Source organism: Dietzia sp. Die43 (assembly GCF_024519835.1).
In the GTDB taxonomy this organism is placed as follows: Bacteria; Actinomycetota; Actinomycetes; order Mycobacteriales; family Mycobacteriaceae; genus Dietzia; species Dietzia kunjamensis.
On record NZ_JALJRF010000014.1, the window covers coordinates 100,334 to 117,762 of the forward strand.

Genomic DNA, 17,429 nt, shown 5'->3' on the forward strand with positions numbered 1-17,429 from the left:
CCCTTCGAAAGGAGCCCCGCGTGAGTTCACTGCCCGCCGCGGTGGCCGTGTTCGTCCTCACCGCGTCGATGTTCATGCTTGCCTTCGCGGTATTCGCCGGCCGTGACACCGTCCGCGCGCGCACCGTCGCCAACCTCCGCCGGGGGATCGACGAGGGATACGCCGCTGCACCCGTGGACCTCACGGGGGTCGACGACGACGACTCCCGCAGTCGCCTGTACGAGTTCGCCCGCCGACTCACGCCGACAGGCACCATCCGCAGGCTCGAGAGGCTGACCATCCGGGCCGGTCGGCCCAAGGGCTGGTCCCTGTCGCGCCTGGTGATCGCCAAGATCGTCGTGCCCCTCCTCGTGATCCTGCTGGGCCTCATGCTGTTCCGAGCCAGGCCGGAGCCACTTCTCCTGCTCCTTGTTCTGGGTACGGCGGCGGTCTGCTACTTCCTGCCCGAGCTACTCCTAAGCAGCCGTAGCCAGGAGCGGAACGACGAGATCCAGCTCGAGTTGGCCGATACCCTCGACCAGATGACCATCGCGGTGGAGGCGGGCCTCGGCTTCGATGCCGCCATGGCCCGCGCCGGCCGCAACGGCACCGGCCCGCTCGCCCAGGAACTCATCCGCACCCTGCAGGAGATCCAGGTGGGCCAGCTACGCCGCACCGCCTACGAGTCGCTGGCGCTGCGGACAGACGTCCCCGACCTGCGGCGGTTCGTCCGCGCGATCATCCAGGCCGACGCCTACGGCATCTCCGTCGCCGACGTGCTGCGCACCCAGGCCGCCGAGATGCGGCTCAAGCGCCGCCAGCGCGCCGAGGAGAAGGCCCAGCAGGTGCCCGTCAAGGTGATCTTCCCGCTCCTGACGTGCATCATGCCCGTACTGTTTATCGTGCTGCTCGGCCCGACCGCGATCAACATGATGGAGGCGTTCTCCTGACATGCTCTTCGTGATCGCCGTGGCCTCGGCCGTCGTATCCGGTCTGGCGACGGCGGCGCTCGGGCGATGGATGCGCTCCCTCGCCGAGTCCGATTCCCGGTGGTTGCGCAGTGGCCTGCATGTGGTGCTGGCGGCGGCCGGAGGGTTCGGCGCCGCGTACCTGGCTCTGGGCTGGGCCGACCTGGTGACGTTCGCCGCGCTCGCCGTGGGCTGCGCGCTCCTGATCGCGATAGACCTGGCTGTCTTCCGACTGCCCGACAAGATCGTCCTGCCCCTGTACCCCATCGTGTTCGGCGGGCTCGCGGTGACGGCCGCGATGTTCGATGTCTGGGGTTCGCTCGGCCGGGCCGCCGCCGCCGCGGCCGCGCTGCTCGCGTTCTATTTCGTGCTGGCGCTCATCAATCCGTCCGGTCTCGGCCTGGGCGACGTCAAACTCTCCGGCGTGCTCGGCGCGTTCCTCGGCTGGTTCGGCTGGCCCGCCGTGGTCGCCGGGACGTTGGCCGCGTTCGTCATCAACGCCACCGTCGCACTCGTGCTGCTGGCCGCGGGTCGGGTGGGAGCCAAGAGCGGAATCGCGTTCGGCCCGGCCATGGTGATCGGCGCAGTCGTGGGCGCCGCCTACTGGGCCGTGCGCTCTGCGGCGCTGGCGGGCTGACGCCCGGACCAAGCTAGGCCCGGCGGCCCGCTAAGCCGTGCGCCCGACCTCGGCAGCACGACGTGGCTGCCGCTTGCGGACCGTGAGTCGCCGGACGAGGGCGACCACGACCACCACGACCGACGCGATCGCCGCCGTCCACACCCGGGCCGCCGATTCGTGCTCGCCCGAGGTGCGGCCGTATGCCACCCACGCCAGACCCCAAGCCGTCGCCAGCGCCGGCGGGATGCGCCCGCCACTGATGAGCGCGGTCGCCACGCCGACAGCCGCGGCCACGACGATGCCGACGATCCCGAACGGCACCTCGGTCACCACGTCGACCCCCGCGCTCGCGAGCCACGCGTATGTATTGGCGAAGAACGCCACCGACACCCAGCCGAGGTACAGGCCGAACGTGCCGTCCGTGACCACGGTCTCGATCACCCCGCCGATGCGCGGCGCACCGAGGATGAACATGATGCGGATCAACACCGCGAACAGCAGCACGATCACGATCACCGAGCCGAGGATCAACCCCAGTTGCACGGACCAGACCCACGCGGCGTTGAGCAGCACCGAGGCCAGGGCCCACGGCCGCAGCGCAGCCTGCCGGGCGGAGCGCCGGGCCACCGGGGTGAGCTGCCAGATCGCGTACGCGGCGAGCCCGAGGTAGATCACGCTCCAGATGCTGAACGCCGACCCGGCGGGAGCCACCGGGGTCGCGTCGGCGGACAGGACGCCGCCGGCAGCCTCGGCGATCGGGGTGCCGCCCAGCGCTCCGCTGCCGATGAACGCGGCCACGATCGCGGCGGCGGTCCCCAGCAGGGTGATGATGGGCAGCGCCCAGCCGGTGGGGGCGCCCAGCTCACCGGGTCCGCCGGCGTCTGCGGGCCCGCCCGGCACACCGGCGGGCCCGGGGCCTGTCGCTCGGTCACGGCCAGCGGGGTTACCGCTCGCCCGGCTATCGCTCGCGGGGGTCATGCGAGAGCTCATAACTCCACCCAACCACGCGACACCCCACGGTGCAGCCGGTCGCCGACGCACCCCGGCCGCCCCCAGCCGCGAAATCGGCTACTCCGAATCGGGATCGGCGAGCCCAATTGGACTAGCCGATGCCGATTCGGAGTAGCGGATCTGGAGGGGAGGGGCGGCCGGGCGGGTTCGGTCAGACGGTCGCGCGGAACCTCCGCAGCCGCAGGCTGTTGGCCACCACGAACACCGAAGAGAACGCCATCGCGGCGCCCGCGATCATCGGGTTGAGCAGCCCCGCCGCGGCCAGCGGGAGCGCCGCGACGTTGTAAGCGAACGCCCAGAACAAGTTCCCTCGGATGGTGCCGAGCGTGCTCCGCGAGAGTCGGATCGCGTCGGCCGCCGAGCGCAGGTCCCCGCGCACCAGCGTGAGGTCGGAGGCCTCGATCGCAGCGTCGGTACCGGTACCGGTCGCGAGGCCCAGGTCGGCGGTGGCCAGGGCAGCCGCGTCATTGACACCGTCGCCGACCATCGCCACCACGCGCCCCTCGGCCTGCAGCCGGCGGACCACATCGACCTTGTCCGCCGGCATGACTTCGGAGATCACCGTCTGGGGACCCGGGTCGATGCCGACCTCGCCGGCCACCGACGCGGCCACCGCGGCGTTGTCCCCGGTGAGCAGGATCGGGGTGAGACCCAGCTCGCGGAACTTCTCGATGGCCTCGGCGGAGCTGTACTTGATCTGATCAGCCACCACGAGGACCCCGCGGGCCTTCCCGCCCCAGCCCACCGCGACCGCGGTCTGGCCAGCCCGGGCGGCCTCGGCGATCGCGCTGTCCAGCTCCTGCGTCAGCGGCATGTTCCGCTCCGCCAGTAGGGCGGGACGGCCCACGACGACCACCTCGTCGTCGTCGGCCCCGGAGGAACCGGCGACAGCGGGTTCCGCGGTCGCGCGTCCGGGACCAGCGCCAACGCGCCCCGACACCCCCAGACCCTCGTGGTTGGCGAAGTCCGCTACGGCCGGCAGGTCGCCGACCTCCTCGCGGGCGCCGGCGGCGATGGCGCGGGCGATGGGGTGCTCGGAGGCGTCCTCCACGGCCCCGGCGCGGCGCAGCACCTCGGCTCGATCCTCACCGGTCGCGACAGTCGTAGAGACCAATGCGTGCTGACCGGTGGTGACGGTGCCGGTCTTGTCCAGGACGATCGTGTCGACCTTGCGGGTGGACTCCAGGACCTCGGGGCCCTTGATGAGGATGCCCAACTGCGCGCCGCGGCCGGTGCCCACCATCAGGGCCATCGGCGTGGCCAGGCCGAGCGCACACGGGCAGGCGATGATGAGCACCGCCACGGCGGCGGTGAACGCCAGGGCCGCGCCACCGCCGGTGAGCATCCAGAACGCGAACGTCGCCACGGCCAGCACCAGCACGACGGGGACGAAGATCCCGGAGATGCGGTCGGCGAGGCGCTGTGCAGCGGCCTTGCCGGACTGGGCGTCCTCCACCATCTGCGCCATCTGGGCGAGCTGGGTGTCGGAACCGACGCGGGTGGCGCGCACGGTCAGGCGGCCGCTGGCATTGACGGTGCCGCCCACCACGGCGTCGCCGGGACCGACCTCGGCGGGCACGGACTCGCCGGTGACCATGGACGTATCGACCGCCGAGGCGCCGTCGACGATCTCGCCATCGGTGGCGATCTTCTCGCCGGGGCGGACGACGAACTCGTCGTCGACCTGCAGATCCTCCACCGGGATGCGGGTCTCCACACGCCCGCCATCAACACCCCCGCGAAGCACGGCGACGTCCTTGGCGCCCAGCTCGAGCAGTGATCGCAATGCGGCGCCTGCCGTGCGCTTGGACCGCGCCTCGAAGTAGCGGCCCAGCAGGATGAACGTGGTCACCCCGGCCGCGGCCTCGAGGTAGATGTCGCCGGCGCCGTCACTGGGCGAGAGGCTGAACTCGAACCCGTGGGTCATCCCGGGCATGCCCGCGTGGCCGAAGAACAGGGCGTACAGCGACCAGAGGAACGCCGCGGACGTACCGAGCGAGACGAGCGTGTCCATGGTGAACGCACCGTGGCGCAGGTTGATCGCGGCGGCGCGGTGGAACGGCCACGCGCCCCACACGATGACCGGGGCGGCCAGCGTCAGCGACAGCCACTGCCAGTTGGTGAATTGCAGCGCTGGGACCATGGCCATCGCGATCACGGGGATCGACAGGACGGCGGAGATGATGACACGCTGGCGCAGCTCGTCGACCCGGTCGGACGCGGCGGTGTCGTCGGTGGCGTTGCCGGCGTGGCCGGTCGACTGCCCGGCGTCGGCCGCGGCACCGTCAGCGCCGGGCGCGGACGTGCGGGGCTGAGTGTTCCGGGGACGCGGCAGCTGTGCGTGGTACCCCGCCTGCTCGACCGTGTCCAGCAGCAGCTGCGGCTGCAGACCCTCGGGGATCCGCACGCGCGCCTTCTCGGTGGCGTAGTTGACCTCGGCGGTGACGTCGTCGAGCTTGTTGAGTTTGCGCTCGATCCGGTTGGCGCATGAGGCGCAGGTCATTCCCTCGATCTGCAGCTCGACCAAGGTGGTCCCGGCGGAGGGCGCCGTGTCCCGGCTGTCGGTGGTGGTCATGGTGTGCTCACTCCTGCGCTGTGACTGTGTACCCGGCCTCGTCCACGGCGGCGCGGACCGCCGCGGGATCGACCGGGTCGGAGGAGACGACGACGAGGCGACCCGACTCCAGATCGACCTCGACCTCGGTGACTCCCGAGATTTCCGAGACCTCCTCCGTCACGGAGGCGACGCAGTGGCCGCAGGTCATGCCGGAGACGGTGTAGGTGGCAGTGGCGGACATGGTGTTCTCCTCGTTCGGGTGGTGGGTGTGCGGTGACTTTTGGGGCCCGCGATCGGTCGGCGCGGTGATCAGGACCTGACCAGGCGGGCGATGGCGGCGTTGGCCTCGGCGAGCTTGGCCTCGGCTTCCTCCGGGCTGCCGTTCTCGATGGCGCCGGCGACGCAGTGTCCGAGGTGCTCGGAGAGCAGGCTCAGCGAGACGGACTGTAGGGCCCGGGTCATGGCGGAGACCTGCGTGAGGATGTCGATGCAGTATTTGTCCTCCTCGACCATCCGTTGCAGCCCGCGGGCCTGTCCCTCGATGCGGCGCAGCCGCTTGAGGTGGTCATCCTTGTGCGGGGTGTATCCATGCTCGGCCATGCCGCATACGGTACCCCCCTAGGGTAGGTGCCGCAAGAGTCGATCGCGTTCTCCGACGAGCGCTCCGACCCCCGGCACCGGTTTTCAATCCGGCCCCTGCTGTTTATGGTCGGGGCAGCGTCACTTCCGATGTCGATCAGTCGAGAAAGGAATGGACTCATGACGGACACGACCCAGACCGCTCGCCCGGCCCGGCACCGCTCCCCCGTCCAGTACGCAGCCCTCGCCTTCGGCGTGGTGTTCCTGCTCGTGGGGATCGCCGGCTTCATCCCCGGGATCACCACCGCGTACGACACCATGCAGTTCGCGGGACACGAATCCGAGGCCATGCTGCTGGGCCTGTTCCAGGTGTCGATCCTCCACAACATCGTCCACCTGCTCTACGGCGTCGTCGGGATCCTGATGTCCCGGACCGCCCCGCCGGCCCGCATCTATCTACTGGCTGGCGGCATCGTCTACCTGGCCCTGTGGATCTACGGCCTGGTGATCGGCCACGATTCGGCGGCCAACTTCGTGCCGCTCAACACGGCCGACAACTGGCTGCACCTGATCCTGGGCCTCGCCATGGTCGCCCTGTCCTTCCTCCACCGCGGGCAGCCGCGCCGAGCCTAGGAGCACCATGACACCCGGCAGCGACTCGACGCCCGATCGGGTCACTCACCCGTGGGGCGAACGCACGCCGTACGGCCCCGGCGAGCAGTGGCCCGTCCGAGTGGACACCCACCTGGCCGACGGAATGGCCGAGGCGGATGTCGACCGGTGGGTGCAGACGGCCTCGATCCTGCACTCCAACGGCGACGGGCTGGACATCGCCGTCGCCGAAGGCCGCATCTGCGGGGTGCGTGGACGTGCAGAGGACCGGGTCAATCGGGGCCGGCTGGGGGTCAAGGACCTCTACGGCTGGCAGGCGAACTCCTCACCGGACCGGCTGACCCGCCCGCTGGTACGCGAGAACGGCGTATTGGTGGAGACCGACTGGGACACGGCGATGGACCGGGTCGTCGGCCGGACCACCGAGTTGCTGGACGAGCAGGGCCCCAGCGCGATCGGTTTCTACACCACCGGGCAACTCTTCGCCGAGGAGTACTACACCCTCGGTGTGATCGCCCACGGTGGCATCGGCACCAACCACGTCGACGGCAACACCCGGCTGTGCACCGCGACGGCCGCCGCGGCACTCAAGGCGTCCTTCGGATGTGACGGTCAGCCCGGCTCGTACGCCGACATCGACCACGCCGACGTCATCTGCCTCTACGGACACAACATGGCCGAGACGCAGAGCGTGACCTGGATGCGGATCCTGGATCGCCTGGCCGGGGACGACCCGCCCGCGATCCTGTGCGTGGACCCACGCCCCACCCCGGTCGCCGAACACGCCACTATCCATCTGACACCGAGGCCGGGCACCAACCTGGCGCTGATGAACAGCCTGATCCACGAACTGCTCGACGCCGGCCACATCGACCGCAACTACATCGACCAGCACACGGTCGGATACTCGTCACTGGCCGAGCAGGTCGCCGACTACCCGCCGGAGCGGGTGGCCGAGATCTGTGACGTTCCGGCCGAGCAGATCCGCCGGGCCGCCCGGCTCATCGGGGGCGCCGAGCGGCTGATGTCCACGGTGCTCCAGGGCTTCTACCAGTCCAACCAGGCCACCGCGGCCGCTGTGCAGGTCAACAACATCCACCTGCTGCGCGGGATGCTCGGCCGGCCCGGGTGCGGCGTGCTGCAGATGAACGGCCAGCCCACCGCCCAGAACACCCGTGAGTGTGGCGCCGACGGCGACCTGGCGGCCTTCCGGAACTGGTCCAACACCTCGCACGTGCAGGACCTGGCCCGGGTGTGGAACGTCGACCCGATGGACATCCCGCACTACTCGGCACCCACCCACGCCATGCAGATGATGCGGTATGTGGAGGACGGTTCGATCCGGCTGCTGTGGGTCAGCGGCACCAACCCGGCCGTCTCCCTGCCGGAACTCACACGCATCCGCTCGATCCTGTCCCAGGAACGACTGACACTGGTGGTGCAGGACATCTTCCTCACCGAGACCGCCAGGCTCGCCGACGTCGTCCTGCCGGCCGCCACATGGGGCGAGAAGACCGGCACGTTCACCAACACCGACCGGACCGTGCACCTGTCGGAGAAGGCCGTCGATCCGCCCGGCCAGGCCAGGGCCGACCTGGACATCTTCATCGACTTCGCCCACCGCCTGGGGCTCAAGGACAAGGACGGCGAGCCGCTGATCAAGTGGCACGACCCCGAATCGGCGTTCGAAGCGTGGAAGGACTGCACCGCCGGCCGGCCGTGCGACTACACCGGACTGACCTACGACAGACTGCGCGGCGGCTCCGGTATCCAATGGCCGTGCAACGACGACAACCCCGACGGCACCGAGCGCCTCTACTCCGACGGCAGATTCTGGGCGGACCCGGACTACTGCGAGAACTACGGTCGCGACCTGGTCACCGGAGCCCCGAAAGACGCCACCGAGTACAAGGCGATGAATCCGGAGGGCAAGGCGATGCTCAAGGGCGCGGAATACCTCCCCGCGCACGAACCGCCCGACGAGCACTTCCCCCTGCAGCTGATCACGGGCCGGACCATCTACCACTTCCACACCCGCACCAAAACCGGCAGAGCCCCCGAGTTGCAAACCGCCGCCCCGCAGGTGTGGGTGGAGATCTGCGCCACCGACGCCGCGGCCGCCGGCATCACCGAGGGAGACCTCACGGAGATCGCCACCCCCCGCGGACGGGTGCGGGCGGCCGCCCGGATCACCGGGATCCGACCGGGAGTGATCTTCCTGCCGTTCCATTACGGCTACTGGGACACCGGCGACAGTGCCGGACCAGAGGGCGACGCCGTGGGGACCGCGGCCAACGAGCTGACCCCCACGGACTGGGACCCCGCCTCCAAACAGCCGATCTTCAAGACCGCCGCCGCACGCATCGCCCGGGTCGCCGACCGCGACACCACCTCCCGTGGCCGCCCGACACGCGTATCGACAGGAGGCCCGACATGAGGCTCGGACCCGTTCTCCGCGAACTACACCGCTCCGAGGTCGGGCTCGCGCACAAACTTCTGCAGGTTTCCGAGCGCCACAAGGTCGATCATGAGATCTACCACGTCGCACGGGACCTGGTGGGCTGGTCCCGCAGCCACATCGCCGGGATCGCCCGGATCGGTGGCGACTACGGCCAGGACCTCGACCCCGCCCCCCGACTCGAACTCGGACTGGCCGAACGGGCGCGGGAGAAGGGCAGCGAACTGCTCGGCAGACACCACACCCCGGAGCTGCTCCTGCTCGAGGACCTACGGACCGTCTACATGGAGGCCTCCGGGGTCGCCATGGACTGGCTCCTCATCGCCCAGGCCGCGCAGGGCCTACGGCACCGCGACCTTCTCGAAGTCGCGGAGAAATGCCAACCCCAGACCACGCGCCAGGCCACATGGGCCCAGGCCAAGCTCAAAGAGACCGCCACCCAGATCCTGGTGAGCTGACAAACGAGAGGAATCGCCATGCCGAAGACAGACAGCGACGGGAACGCGAAGGACAGCGAGCTGCCCTCGACGCTGCAGCGAAGCGACCAGAAGGCCAAGGACACCTTCGCCAAGGCCTATGACTCGGCGGAGGAGGAGTACAGCGACGAGTCCCGTGTCGCGCGGACCGCCTGGAGCGCCGTCAAGCACACGCACGAGAAGGTGGGCGACCACTGGGAGCCCAAGGACGGCAAGGGACCCTCGGATTCACGCTCGGAGAGCGGCGGCCCGAACCCCTCCGGAGAGTCGAAGGGCGGGGTGGACGCCAACGCCAGCAAGGACCACCTCTACGAGCAGGCGCAGCGGCTCGACATCGAGGGCCGCTCCGACATGACGAAGGACGAGCTCGTGGAGGCGCTGCGCAAGGCCAACGACCGGAAGACGAGGGAGAGCCGAGACGACTCGTGAGCCCGGCAGGAGGAGGACCGCCCCGCCCCTGCCACACCGAGGATGTGACCACAGAATGAACCACACCAGTGACCGGAAATCACTCTCACTCACCGGTTCAGTGGCGCTGGGCACGGGGGTCATGATCGGCGCCGGCATCTTCGCGCTGGTCGGCCAGGTCGGCGAGCTGGCCGGCGGGTGGATGCCGTGGGCGTTTCTCGCCGGCGCGGTGGTCGTGCTGTTCAGCACGTACTCGTACATCCGGTACTCGGCGACCAACCCGTCGTCCGGCGGAATCGCCATGCTGCTCAAGGCCGCGTACGGCCCCGGCGTGGTCGCCGGCTCGTTCTCCCTGTTCATGTACGTGTCGATGATCCTCGCCGAGTCCCTCCTCGGCAGGACCTTCGGCACCTACCTCCTGCGCGCCTTCGACGTCAGCGACCCGGGCATATGGGTGCCGGTCCTCGCCGTTCTCGCCATCGCCTCCGCCGCGGCCGTGAACCTGGTGGGCAACCGACTGGTGGAACGCTCGGCCATGATCACCGCCGCGGTCAAGATCGGCGGGATCGCCGCGCTGGCCATCGCCGGGATCCTCGCCACCGGCGTGGGGTCACTGTCCCGGCTGGTCGACGCCGGTGACCGCACCCCGCCGGATCACGGGTGGGCCGGATTCCTGGCCGCCGTGGCGTTGACGATCCTCGCCTACAAGGGCTTCACCACGATCACCAATCACGGCGCCGACCTGCGCAGGCCCGAACGCAACCTCGGCAGGTCCATCCTCATCTCCATCGCCCTGTGCACGATGCTCTACCTCCTGATCGTCGTCGCGGTCAGCGGGAGCCTGAGCGTGCCGCAGATCGTCGAGGCCCGTGACTACGCGCTCGCGGAAGCGGCCGCGCCGCTCTTCGGCCCGTGGGGAGTGCGCCTCACCGTGATCGTGGCGGTCGTGGCGACCCTGTCGGGACTCATCGCGAGCCTGTTCTCCGTCTCGAAGCTCTACGACATGCTCCGGGACATGGGGCAGGCCCCGGGGCTGCCGGGCCGGGAAGGCCACCAGTCGCTCTACATCACCGCGGGCCTGGCGATCCTCATGGCCGCCTTCTTCGACCTGTCCAGGATCGCGGCCCTCGGCGCGATCCTCTACCTGACGATGGACATCGCCATCCACCTGGGCGTCATCCGCCGACTCCGGGACGAGGTCGACGCCACCGTGTGGATCCCGTGCGTCGCCATCGTGCTCGACCTGGCCGTACTGGTCCCCTTCGTCGCTCTCAAGGCGGGGTCGGATCCGCTGACCATCGCCCTGACGGCGGGCGTCGCCCTCGCGATCTTCGCCGCGCAGTGGGTCACCGTCAGGCGCCGCGGCGATGACGATCGCGAGGGGGACGAGCACGAACACGCCGGGGCGTGAACGGCGCGCCCGTCAGTCGCGGTCGCGGTGCCTCGCCTCCGCACGGTCGGGCAGCAGATACTCGGCCGACACGGCGGCCGCCGCGGAACCCACGATCACCAGCACGAATCCGACGATGGCGACGTACGGCCCATAGGCGACCGACGCCTCGGCGGACAGCCCCGACAGGATCGGGTCCGCCGTGCCCGTGGAGCCGTACAGCACCCACATGAACGCGAGGTGGGCGATGAGGACCAGCCCCGCCGTCACGGCGTTGAGGATCGCGAAGATGCCGAGCCGGGCCACGAGCGTGACCACGGTGAGGAACGACAGCGCCACCAGGCCGAGGAAGTTCACCGGGGTGATCTCCCTCAGCCCCAGCACCTCGGGCAGCACGAGGCCGGAGAGCGACTGCCCGCCGCCGGTCACCCACGGCAGGTAGAGGCTGAGCAGGGCGATCGCCAGACCGACGAAGGCGACCGGGGCGCCGATGCGGCTCTGGATGATCGGGATCGCCTTCTTCCTCCTGGCCGGCGTGCCGTCCGTGGAGGCCACCGGCTCGGGAGCGTGGGTCGCGTGAGCAGCCATGATGATCACCCTTCCGTGTTGTCCCACATGCGGTATGTGAGGTACACCACAGACTATGTTGATATGACACCTTTCGCTACCCCTGCGGCTATGAGTTCTCTGAATTTCCGGCCCGCCGCAGCAGACGGATCGGCTGCCCGTCCTTCGGGAACGGCAGCGACTTCATGTCCATCGGGGCCGTATAGTCCGGGTCGACGTGCCACTCGAAGGTGCGCAGCAGGTGATGCAGCACGAGTGAGACCTCGGCGCCGGCGAAGTGCATGCCGATGCACTTGTGCACGCCGCCGCCGAAGGGCTGCCACGCCTGACGGTGGACCTTGTCCTCGCGGCGCTCGTCGGAGAACCGGCCGGGGTCAAAGACCTCCGGATCGGGCCAGTACTGCTCGAGGTGGTGGGTGAAGTAGGGGGCGATCGCCACCATCGTCCCCGCCGGGATGAAGTGACCCAGCACCTCGGTGTCCTTGACGGCCGTGCGCGCGATCGTGGGCACCGGCGACACCAGGCGCAGCGACTCCTTCATCACCAGGTCCAGCGACCTCAACTGCGAGAGCTGTTCATAGCTGATCGTGTCGCCCGGAATCGCCAGGGACTCCTCGCGGCACCGCTGCTGCCACTCGGGGTGCTGGCCCAGGTACTGCATCATCGTCGAGATGGTGATGGTGGACGTGTCGTGCGCGGCCATGAGCAGGAAGATCATGTGGTTGATGACGTCGTCGTCGCTGAACCGCTCGCCGTCGACCTCCACCCGGCACAGCACGGAGAACAGATCGTCGCCGTCGCCCGCCCGCCTGGCCGGCAGGTATTCGCGGAGGAACTCCTCCACCCGGCGTCGACCAACCAGGCCGCGGTGCCAACGCCCGCCCGGCACGGGGTACCGCACGAGCGCGGTCGCCGCCTGGACACAGTCGATGAACGCGGCGTTGACCTGATCGAGGCGCGCCTGGCTGGCGCCGGGGGCGCCGCCCATGAAGACCTCCACCGCGAGGTTCAGCGTCAACTGCTTGAGCCGGGGATAGACCTCCACGCGCTCCCCCGGCTGCCACTGCTCGACGGCGGTGCGGACCGCCGGGTCGATCGCTGCCGCGTACCTGGCGAGGCGGTCGGAGGTGAACGCCTCCTGCATGAGGCGGCGGTGGGCCATGTGCTCGTCGAAGTCCAGGAGCATCAGGCCGCGGTCGAAGAACGGCCCGATGAGGAACTGCCACGCCTCGCCGTTGGCGAACGCCTTGTCCCGGTTCTGGAGGACCACTCCCGACGCCTCCGGCCCGAGCAGCGCCACGATCCTCGTCCCGAACGCGCGGAACCACGAGACCGGCCCGTACCGGTGGTAGCGCTTCTCCCACAGCCGCATGGGATCCCGCAGGTAGTCCAGACCGTGACCGAGGAGCGGTAGACCACCGTCTCCCGGGACCGGAGCCAGCCCACTGTCCATCGGTGCCTTCGCCAGCGTTCGTGTCACGAGCATCCCCTGACCTCCGAGTGGAGACGTCCGTTCGCGACGGCCCCACCACCTGTCTGACAGACGGTCCTGTCAGTTTGGAACGAGTTTGAATCAGACAGGGGGCCCTGTCAAGATTGAGGGATGAACGCGACCCCGCGCCGCTACCGAGGCGTCAGCGCGGAGGAGCGGCGCGCATCCCGCCGGCGCCAACTCCTCGACGCGGCCCTGGAGCTCGTCGGCACCCGCGGTGTCGAGCGGACGACGATGACGGCGATCTGCGCGGAGGCCGGCCTGACGGAGCGCTACTTCTACGAGAGCTTCACCGCCCGTGACCAGCTGCTCCTCGCCCTCGTCGACGAGATCGCCGACCAGGTCCGTACCGCCGTCCTGGCCGCACTCTCCGACACCGAGGGCGACGCCGCGGCCAGGGCCCACGCCGCCCTGGCCGCCTTCGCGGCACTACTCACCGACGACCCCCGCAAGGGACGGGTCGCGATCATCGAGTCGGCCACCGTCCCGACCCTCCGCCAGCGCCGCCACGAGCTGTACCGCGACTTCGCGGCCCTCGTCGTGACCCAGGCCCGGACACTGTTCGGGGACCGCGCCCTGCCCACCCCCCGGGACGAGATCAGCGCCCGCCTCCTGGTGGGCGGCCTGGGCGAACTCATCACCGCCTGGCTCCAATCCGAGACCAGCGCGAGCATCGACGACATCGTCGACGAGGCGACCCGGTGGTTCACCGTGGGCATGCACGCCTGACCCGCCGGCCGACCACAGTCGACGACTTCCCCGCCGCTACGCCGCCCACCGGGCACGGAACACGTCCCGGGGCAGCGGATCCGTCCACCTCCCCGTGGCGGCGAGATCCGCGGTGAGTCGGCCGATCTCGTCCGCGGCCATGACACCCCGCTCTCCCTCGACCGCCAGAACGGTGCGGTCGTCCACACGGTCGATGTAGGGGTGGTTGGTACTGGTGGCGCACACCAGACACGGGCGCGTGTGCGCCCGCCCCAGGCGGACGCCGGGCAGGAGATCGGTCAACACCGCCAGCGCGTCGTCGACGTCCGCGGAGGCGCCGCCGGTCCGCACCCAGGACGCGATCTCCTCGGCAGAGCCCAGGGGCGTCTCGCGCACACTGCTGCCGGCGACCTTGAGGTACCAGCGACCGTCCGGGTACCGAACCGGCGGCATCACCACTCCGCCGAACTGCTGCGCGCCGTCGCGATGCTTGAGATACATCGTCGCGGGCAGGTCGATCCCGCCCGGATCGTCGACCTCCACCAGCACGACGGTCGCCCCGAGGGTGAACAGCTGCAGTGGCCGCGGCAGCAGGCCGGAGGCGTTGACGGCGGCGCCGAGCGCGAGCACGATCGACCGACCTCGCAGTCGCACTCCCCCGGCCGTGACGACCACCTTGTCGTCGTCGTTGTGGTTGTTGTCGTCGTTGTTGTCGTCGTCATCGCCGCTGTCATCGCCACCCCCCGCGCCGCCCTCGAGCGCGACCACCTCGTCCCGGACGAGTACCGCCCCCGCCGCCGACGCGGCGGCCAGTTCGGCACGGACCAGCGCCCGCGGGTTGACGATCATCCCGCCGGGTTGCACCACGCCCACGTGGCCCGGTTCGAACCGCACCGCGGGGTACCGCCGACGTAGGCCCTCCTCGTCGAGGAGGTGCACGTCGACGCCCAGGTCGCGGGCGTTGGCGGCCAGGACGTCGCGGTCGAACCACTCCCCGGCCGCGTCACCGGCGGCGTCGGCGGGGTTGACCGAGAGGCACTCGACGCCGGTCGTGAACTCGACCCCTGTGCGGCGCGTGAGCTCGGGGAACCGGCGGATCGACCGCGTGGTGAGCACCCCGGTGACCACGGGGATCTCGAGAACGTGGCACATCCGACCCTGGTCATAGTGCCCGGCCCACGTGCCCTGATGGTCGGCGAAGCCCGCGGGCTCCTCGGGGCCGATCACCAGGACGGAATCCCCCCGCTCGGCCAGGTGCCGGGCGGTCGCGGCGCCGATCGGCCCGGCGCCGATGACGATGTGGTCGTAGGTGGGATCGGCGGTCATGGGTCCCCTGGACGGTCGCTGAGCGGGTGGACTGATGCTGCGAGTGCATCACACTTAAGTCATCACAGTGTGCACTTAGGGCGAGGTAGTCTCAACGAAATCCACCAGACCGGATCCGGGGGCGCGAACGTGGAGCAGGAACCGCCGACCCGGCCGCCCGCGCCGAGACCGGAACGGCGCCGGGTTCGCGAGGGCGGCCGGAGCGACCGCGTCCGTCGCACCGTCGGGGAGGCGGTCCTGTCGCTCCTCGCCGAGGGGCGGTGGCAGTTCTCGATGGTGGAGGTCGCCGAACGGGCGGACGTGAACCGACGGACCCTGTACCGGTGGTGGCCGACCACCACCGACCTCGTGGCCGAGGCCCTCGACCAGCACGTCCTCCGGGTTCCCGTGCCGACGTCCGGGGACTGGGAGGGCGACGTGCGGGACTTCGCCCACGCCCTGGCCGCGTTCGCGGCCGACCCGGTGGAGCTCGCCACGGGCGCGCTCCTCGCCACTCGGTCACATCCCGAGCTCGCCGACGTGGTCACCGCGCGCTACCAACCCGCCCTGGACGCCTGGCGGCAGATGGCGTCGCTGGCGAGCGCGCGAGGTGACCTCAACCCCGACCTCGATCCGGACACCGTCGTGACCACGCTCGTGGCACCGCTACTCCTGACGCCGCTCATGAGCGGCCGCCCGCTGCCCCCGGACGCCGTGGACCGGGTGGTCGACGTGATTCTCGCCGCCACCCGGCCGCGGTGACCAACCGCGCTGACGGGCGACGCACGACCGGAGTGCCCGCCGCACACAGCATTCACTTAGACTCTGCTCAACTTCGTGAGCCAGAACACAATCAGTCCGGGGGGACCGTGCCACTTCGTCGAACCGCGATGCGCGCAGCCGCATTCGCCACCGCCATCGCCACCGCTGTCGCCGGAGGGGCCCTGGTCGCCCCCGCCGCCGGAGCGCAGGGATCGTCCAACGACCCGGCGCCCGCCTTCTACCAGCCGCCGGCAGACCTGCCCGCGACCTCCGGCGAGCTCATCAAGACCGAGCCGTTCCCGCTGGCCGGAGCGATCCCGCCGATCCCCGGCGCCGAACCGATCTCCGACGGCGCCGGTCCGCTGTCCACCGACGCGCAGCGCATCATGTACACCTCCGTCGGGTCGCGCGGCCAGGCGATCGCGGTCACCGGCGCCTACCTGCAGCCGCGCGCACCGTGGACCGGACCCGGGTCGCGTCCGCTGGCGGTCGTCGCGCCGGGCACCCAGGGCCAGGCCGACCACTGCGCGCCATCCAAGACGTTCCAGAACCTCGCCACCGTCCGCACCGACCCGCCGGGCGTCGGGTTCGGGTACGAGCTCATCCAGGCCTACGCCCTGCTCGCCCGCGGGTACGCCGTCGCGATGACCGACTACGAGGGCCTCGGCACGCCGGGCCTGCACTCGTACATCAATCGCGAATCCCAGGCCCGTGCCGTCCTCGACCTCGCGCGAGTCGCGGCGTCGGTGCCGGGCGCCGACATCGCCCCGGACGCCCGCACGGTCTTCACCGGCTACTCCCAGGGCGGTGGCGCCGTCGCCGCGGCCGCCGAACTGCACCCGCAGTACGCGCCGGAGGTCAACCTCGTCGGCACCGCCGCGGGCTCTCCGCCGGCCGATCTGCTGGCCACCCTCGAGCAGGTCGACGGGACCGCGATCGCCGGCGTGATCGGCTACTCGCTCAACAGCCTGCTCGACGCCTACCCGGAGATGGGCCCGCTGATCGACCCGTACTTCAACGACCGGGGCCGGGCCATGCTCGCCACCACCGCCGACCAGTGCATCGGCGAGACCGCCGTCCAGTTCTTCCACCAGCGCACCACCGCCTACACGGTCTCGGGCCGGTCGGCCGGCGACATCGTGCGCTCCGAGCCGGTACTCACGGGATTCCTCGAGCGTCAGCGGATCGGCCGGCTCGCGCCCACCACACCCGTGCGCGTTCTCTCGCCCGTGAACGACGACGTCGTCCCCGGCCACCAGTCCCAGCAGCTCGGTCGCGACTGGTGCGCGCAGGGCGTCACCGTGGAGATGGTCATCGACCCGATGCCCCCAGTCGCGCCCGGCCTGGTGATCGGTCACGCCGCACCCATGCTCACCGGCCTGGAGGGCACCCTGCGGTACCTCGACGACCGCGTGCGCGGCGTCCCGGCGCCCAGCAACTGCGGGACCTACTGAGGCCGACTGCTCCGGGGGCCCGGCCCGCCGGGCCCGGCGTCGACAAGGCAGTTCCGCACACATTCGCCGAGAGGCAGGTGTGCG

17 protein-coding genes are annotated in these 17,429 nt (G+C 70.3%); 10 read left to right on the forward strand and 7 right to left on the reverse strand.

Annotated elements, in window-relative coordinates; genetic code table 11:
• Window positions 1–20: 20 nt before the first annotated feature.
• Together NR111_RS13115 and NR111_RS13120 are read left to right on the forward strand one after the other, a co-directional pair.
• The gene (locus NR111_RS13115) at window positions 21–929 is read left to right on the forward strand and encodes a type II secretion system F family protein (protein WP_256821036.1); all 909 of its coding nucleotides are present in this window, start codon (window positions 21–23) and stop codon (window positions 927–929) included.
• Between the two features lies 1 nt (window position 930).
• On the forward strand, window positions 931–1,584 hold the full coding sequence (locus NR111_RS13120) for an A24 family peptidase (RefSeq protein WP_256821037.1): 654 nt from the start codon (window positions 931–933) through the stop codon (window positions 1,582–1,584).
• Between the two features lie 30 nt (window positions 1,585–1,614).
• Here NR111_RS13120 and NR111_RS13125 read toward each other — a convergent pair whose 3' ends face one another.
• The 4 genes from NR111_RS13125 to NR111_RS13140 form a co-directional block, all read right to left on the reverse strand.
• Window positions 1,615–2,544, reverse strand: coding sequence for a TspO/MBR family protein (locus tag NR111_RS13125; protein WP_256821038.1), 930 nt, complete (start codon window positions 2,542–2,544; stop codon window positions 1,615–1,617).
• Window positions 2,545–2,728: 184 nt separating this feature from the next.
• Window positions 2,729–5,152 carry a cation-translocating P-type ATPase gene (locus NR111_RS13130; RefSeq protein WP_256821039.1) on the reverse strand — a complete coding sequence of 808 codons (2,424 nt, stop codon included), beginning with the start codon at window positions 5,150–5,152 and terminating at the stop codon, window positions 2,729–2,731.
• Between the two features lie 7 nt (window positions 5,153–5,159).
• Window positions 5,160–5,375: a heavy-metal-associated domain-containing protein gene (locus tag NR111_RS13135; protein ID WP_007633030.1), complete on the reverse strand. Its 216-nt coding sequence runs from the start codon at window positions 5,373–5,375 to the stop codon at window positions 5,160–5,162.
• Between the two features lie 68 nt (window positions 5,376–5,443).
• Window positions 5,444–5,734 (reverse strand): metal-sensitive transcriptional regulator, encoded by a 291-nt coding sequence (locus tag NR111_RS13140; RefSeq protein ID WP_256821040.1) that lies wholly within the window; start codon window positions 5,732–5,734, stop codon window positions 5,444–5,446.
• 159 nt (window positions 5,735–5,893) lie between these two features.
• Here NR111_RS13140 and NR111_RS13145 point away from each other — a divergent pair, with 159 nt between their 5' ends.
• From NR111_RS13145 to NR111_RS13165, 5 genes are read left to right on the forward strand one after another with little or no spacing between them, the layout of a single operon-like run.
• A complete protein-coding gene (locus NR111_RS13145; RefSeq protein WP_182633887.1) occupies window positions 5,894–6,346 on the forward strand; it encodes a DUF4383 domain-containing protein in 453 nt (150 codons plus the stop codon).
• A 7-nt stretch (window positions 6,347–6,353) separates the two neighbouring features.
• Complete coding sequence (locus tag NR111_RS13150) at window positions 6,354–8,762, forward strand: molybdopterin oxidoreductase family protein (RefSeq protein ID WP_256821041.1); 2,409 nt, start codon at window positions 6,354–6,356, stop codon at window positions 8,760–8,762.
• Window positions 8,759–9,241: a hypothetical protein gene (locus NR111_RS13155; RefSeq protein WP_096906549.1), complete on the forward strand. Its 483-nt coding sequence runs from the start codon at window positions 8,759–8,761 to the stop codon at window positions 9,239–9,241. Before NR111_RS13150 ends, NR111_RS13155 begins: the two co-directional genes overlap by 4 nt.
• Window positions 9,242–9,259: 18 nt before the next feature.
• A complete protein-coding gene (locus NR111_RS13160) occupies window positions 9,260–9,688 on the forward strand; it encodes a ChaB family protein (RefSeq protein WP_096906548.1) in 429 nt (142 codons plus the stop codon).
• A gap of 55 nt (window positions 9,689–9,743) precedes the next feature.
• Complete coding sequence (locus tag NR111_RS13165; RefSeq protein WP_067718784.1) at window positions 9,744–11,078, forward strand: APC family permease; 1,335 nt, start codon at window positions 9,744–9,746, stop codon at window positions 11,076–11,078.
• A 12-nt stretch (window positions 11,079–11,090) separates the two neighbouring features.
• Here the strand turns inward: NR111_RS13165 and NR111_RS13170 are convergent, their stop codons facing one another.
• Both NR111_RS13170 and NR111_RS13175 read right to left on the reverse strand, forming a co-directional pair.
• Window positions 11,091–11,645, reverse strand: coding sequence for a hypothetical protein (locus tag NR111_RS13170; RefSeq protein WP_067719124.1), 555 nt, complete (start codon window positions 11,643–11,645; stop codon window positions 11,091–11,093).
• 88 nt (window positions 11,646–11,733) lie between these two features.
• The gene (locus NR111_RS13175) at window positions 11,734–13,104 is read right to left on the reverse strand and encodes a cytochrome P450 (RefSeq protein WP_374210731.1); all 1,371 of its coding nucleotides are present in this window, start codon (window positions 13,102–13,104) and stop codon (window positions 11,734–11,736) included.
• Between the two features lie 123 nt (window positions 13,105–13,227).
• Between NR111_RS13175 and NR111_RS13180 the strand changes: the two genes are divergently transcribed.
• Entirely contained in the window at window positions 13,228–13,845 is a 618-nt protein-coding gene (locus NR111_RS13180; protein WP_163376124.1) for a TetR/AcrR family transcriptional regulator, read from the forward strand.
• 36 nt (window positions 13,846–13,881) lie between these two features.
• Here the strand turns inward: NR111_RS13180 and NR111_RS13185 are convergent, their stop codons facing one another.
• On the reverse strand, window positions 13,882–15,150 hold the full coding sequence (locus NR111_RS13185; protein WP_163376123.1) for an FAD-binding oxidoreductase: 1,269 nt from the start codon (window positions 15,148–15,150) through the stop codon (window positions 13,882–13,884).
• Between the two features lie 129 nt (window positions 15,151–15,279).
• Here NR111_RS13185 and NR111_RS13190 point away from each other — a divergent pair, with 129 nt between their 5' ends.
• Both NR111_RS13190 and NR111_RS13195 read left to right on the forward strand, forming a co-directional pair.
• Window positions 15,280–15,891 (forward strand): TetR/AcrR family transcriptional regulator, encoded by a 612-nt coding sequence (locus tag NR111_RS13190; protein ID WP_067718776.1) that lies wholly within the window; start codon window positions 15,280–15,282, stop codon window positions 15,889–15,891.
• A gap of 128 nt (window positions 15,892–16,019) precedes the next feature.
• Complete coding sequence (locus tag NR111_RS13195) at window positions 16,020–17,345, forward strand: lipase family protein (protein ID WP_067718773.1); 1,326 nt, start codon at window positions 16,020–16,022, stop codon at window positions 17,343–17,345.
• The last annotated feature ends 84 nt before the right edge of the window (window positions 17,346–17,429 follow it).

Coding starts and splice junctions, on each gene's coding strand:
- NR111_RS13120 (WP_256821037.1), top strand. CDS start 931: ATGCTCTTCGTGATCGCCGTGGCCTCGGCCGTCGTATCCGGTCTGGCG.
- NR111_RS13125 (WP_256821038.1), bottom strand. CDS start 2,544: ATGACCCCCGCGAGCGATAGCCGGGCGAGCGGTAACCCCGCTGGCCGT.
- NR111_RS13130 (WP_256821039.1), bottom strand. CDS start 5,152: ATGACCACCACCGACAGCCGGGACACGGCGCCCTCCGCCGGGACCACC.
- NR111_RS13135 (WP_007633030.1), bottom strand. CDS start 5,375: ATGTCCGCCACTGCCACCTACACCGTCTCCGGCATGACCTGCGGCCAC.
- NR111_RS13140 (WP_256821040.1), bottom strand. CDS start 5,734: ATGGCCGAGCATGGATACACCCCGCACAAGGATGACCACCTCAAGCGG.
- NR111_RS13145 (WP_182633887.1), top strand. CDS start 5,894: ATGACGGACACGACCCAGACCGCTCGCCCGGCCCGGCACCGCTCCCCC.
- NR111_RS13150 (WP_256821041.1), top strand. CDS start 6,354: ATGACACCCGGCAGCGACTCGACGCCCGATCGGGTCACTCACCCGTGG.
- NR111_RS13155 (WP_096906549.1), top strand. CDS start 8,759: ATGAGGCTCGGACCCGTTCTCCGCGAACTACACCGCTCCGAGGTCGGG.
- NR111_RS13160 (WP_096906548.1), top strand. CDS start 9,260: ATGCCGAAGACAGACAGCGACGGGAACGCGAAGGACAGCGAGCTGCCC.
- NR111_RS13165 (WP_067718784.1), top strand. CDS start 9,744: ATGAACCACACCAGTGACCGGAAATCACTCTCACTCACCGGTTCAGTG.
- NR111_RS13170 (WP_067719124.1), bottom strand. CDS start 11,645: ATGGCTGCTCACGCGACCCACGCTCCCGAGCCGGTGGCCTCCACGGAC.
- NR111_RS13180 (WP_163376124.1), top strand. CDS start 13,228: ATGAACGCGACCCCGCGCCGCTACCGAGGCGTCAGCGCGGAGGAGCGG.
- NR111_RS13185 (WP_163376123.1), bottom strand. CDS start 15,150: ATGACCGCCGATCCCACCTACGACCACATCGTCATCGGCGCCGGGCCG.
- NR111_RS13195 (WP_067718773.1), top strand. CDS start 16,020: ATGCGCGCAGCCGCATTCGCCACCGCCATCGCCACCGCTGTCGCCGGA.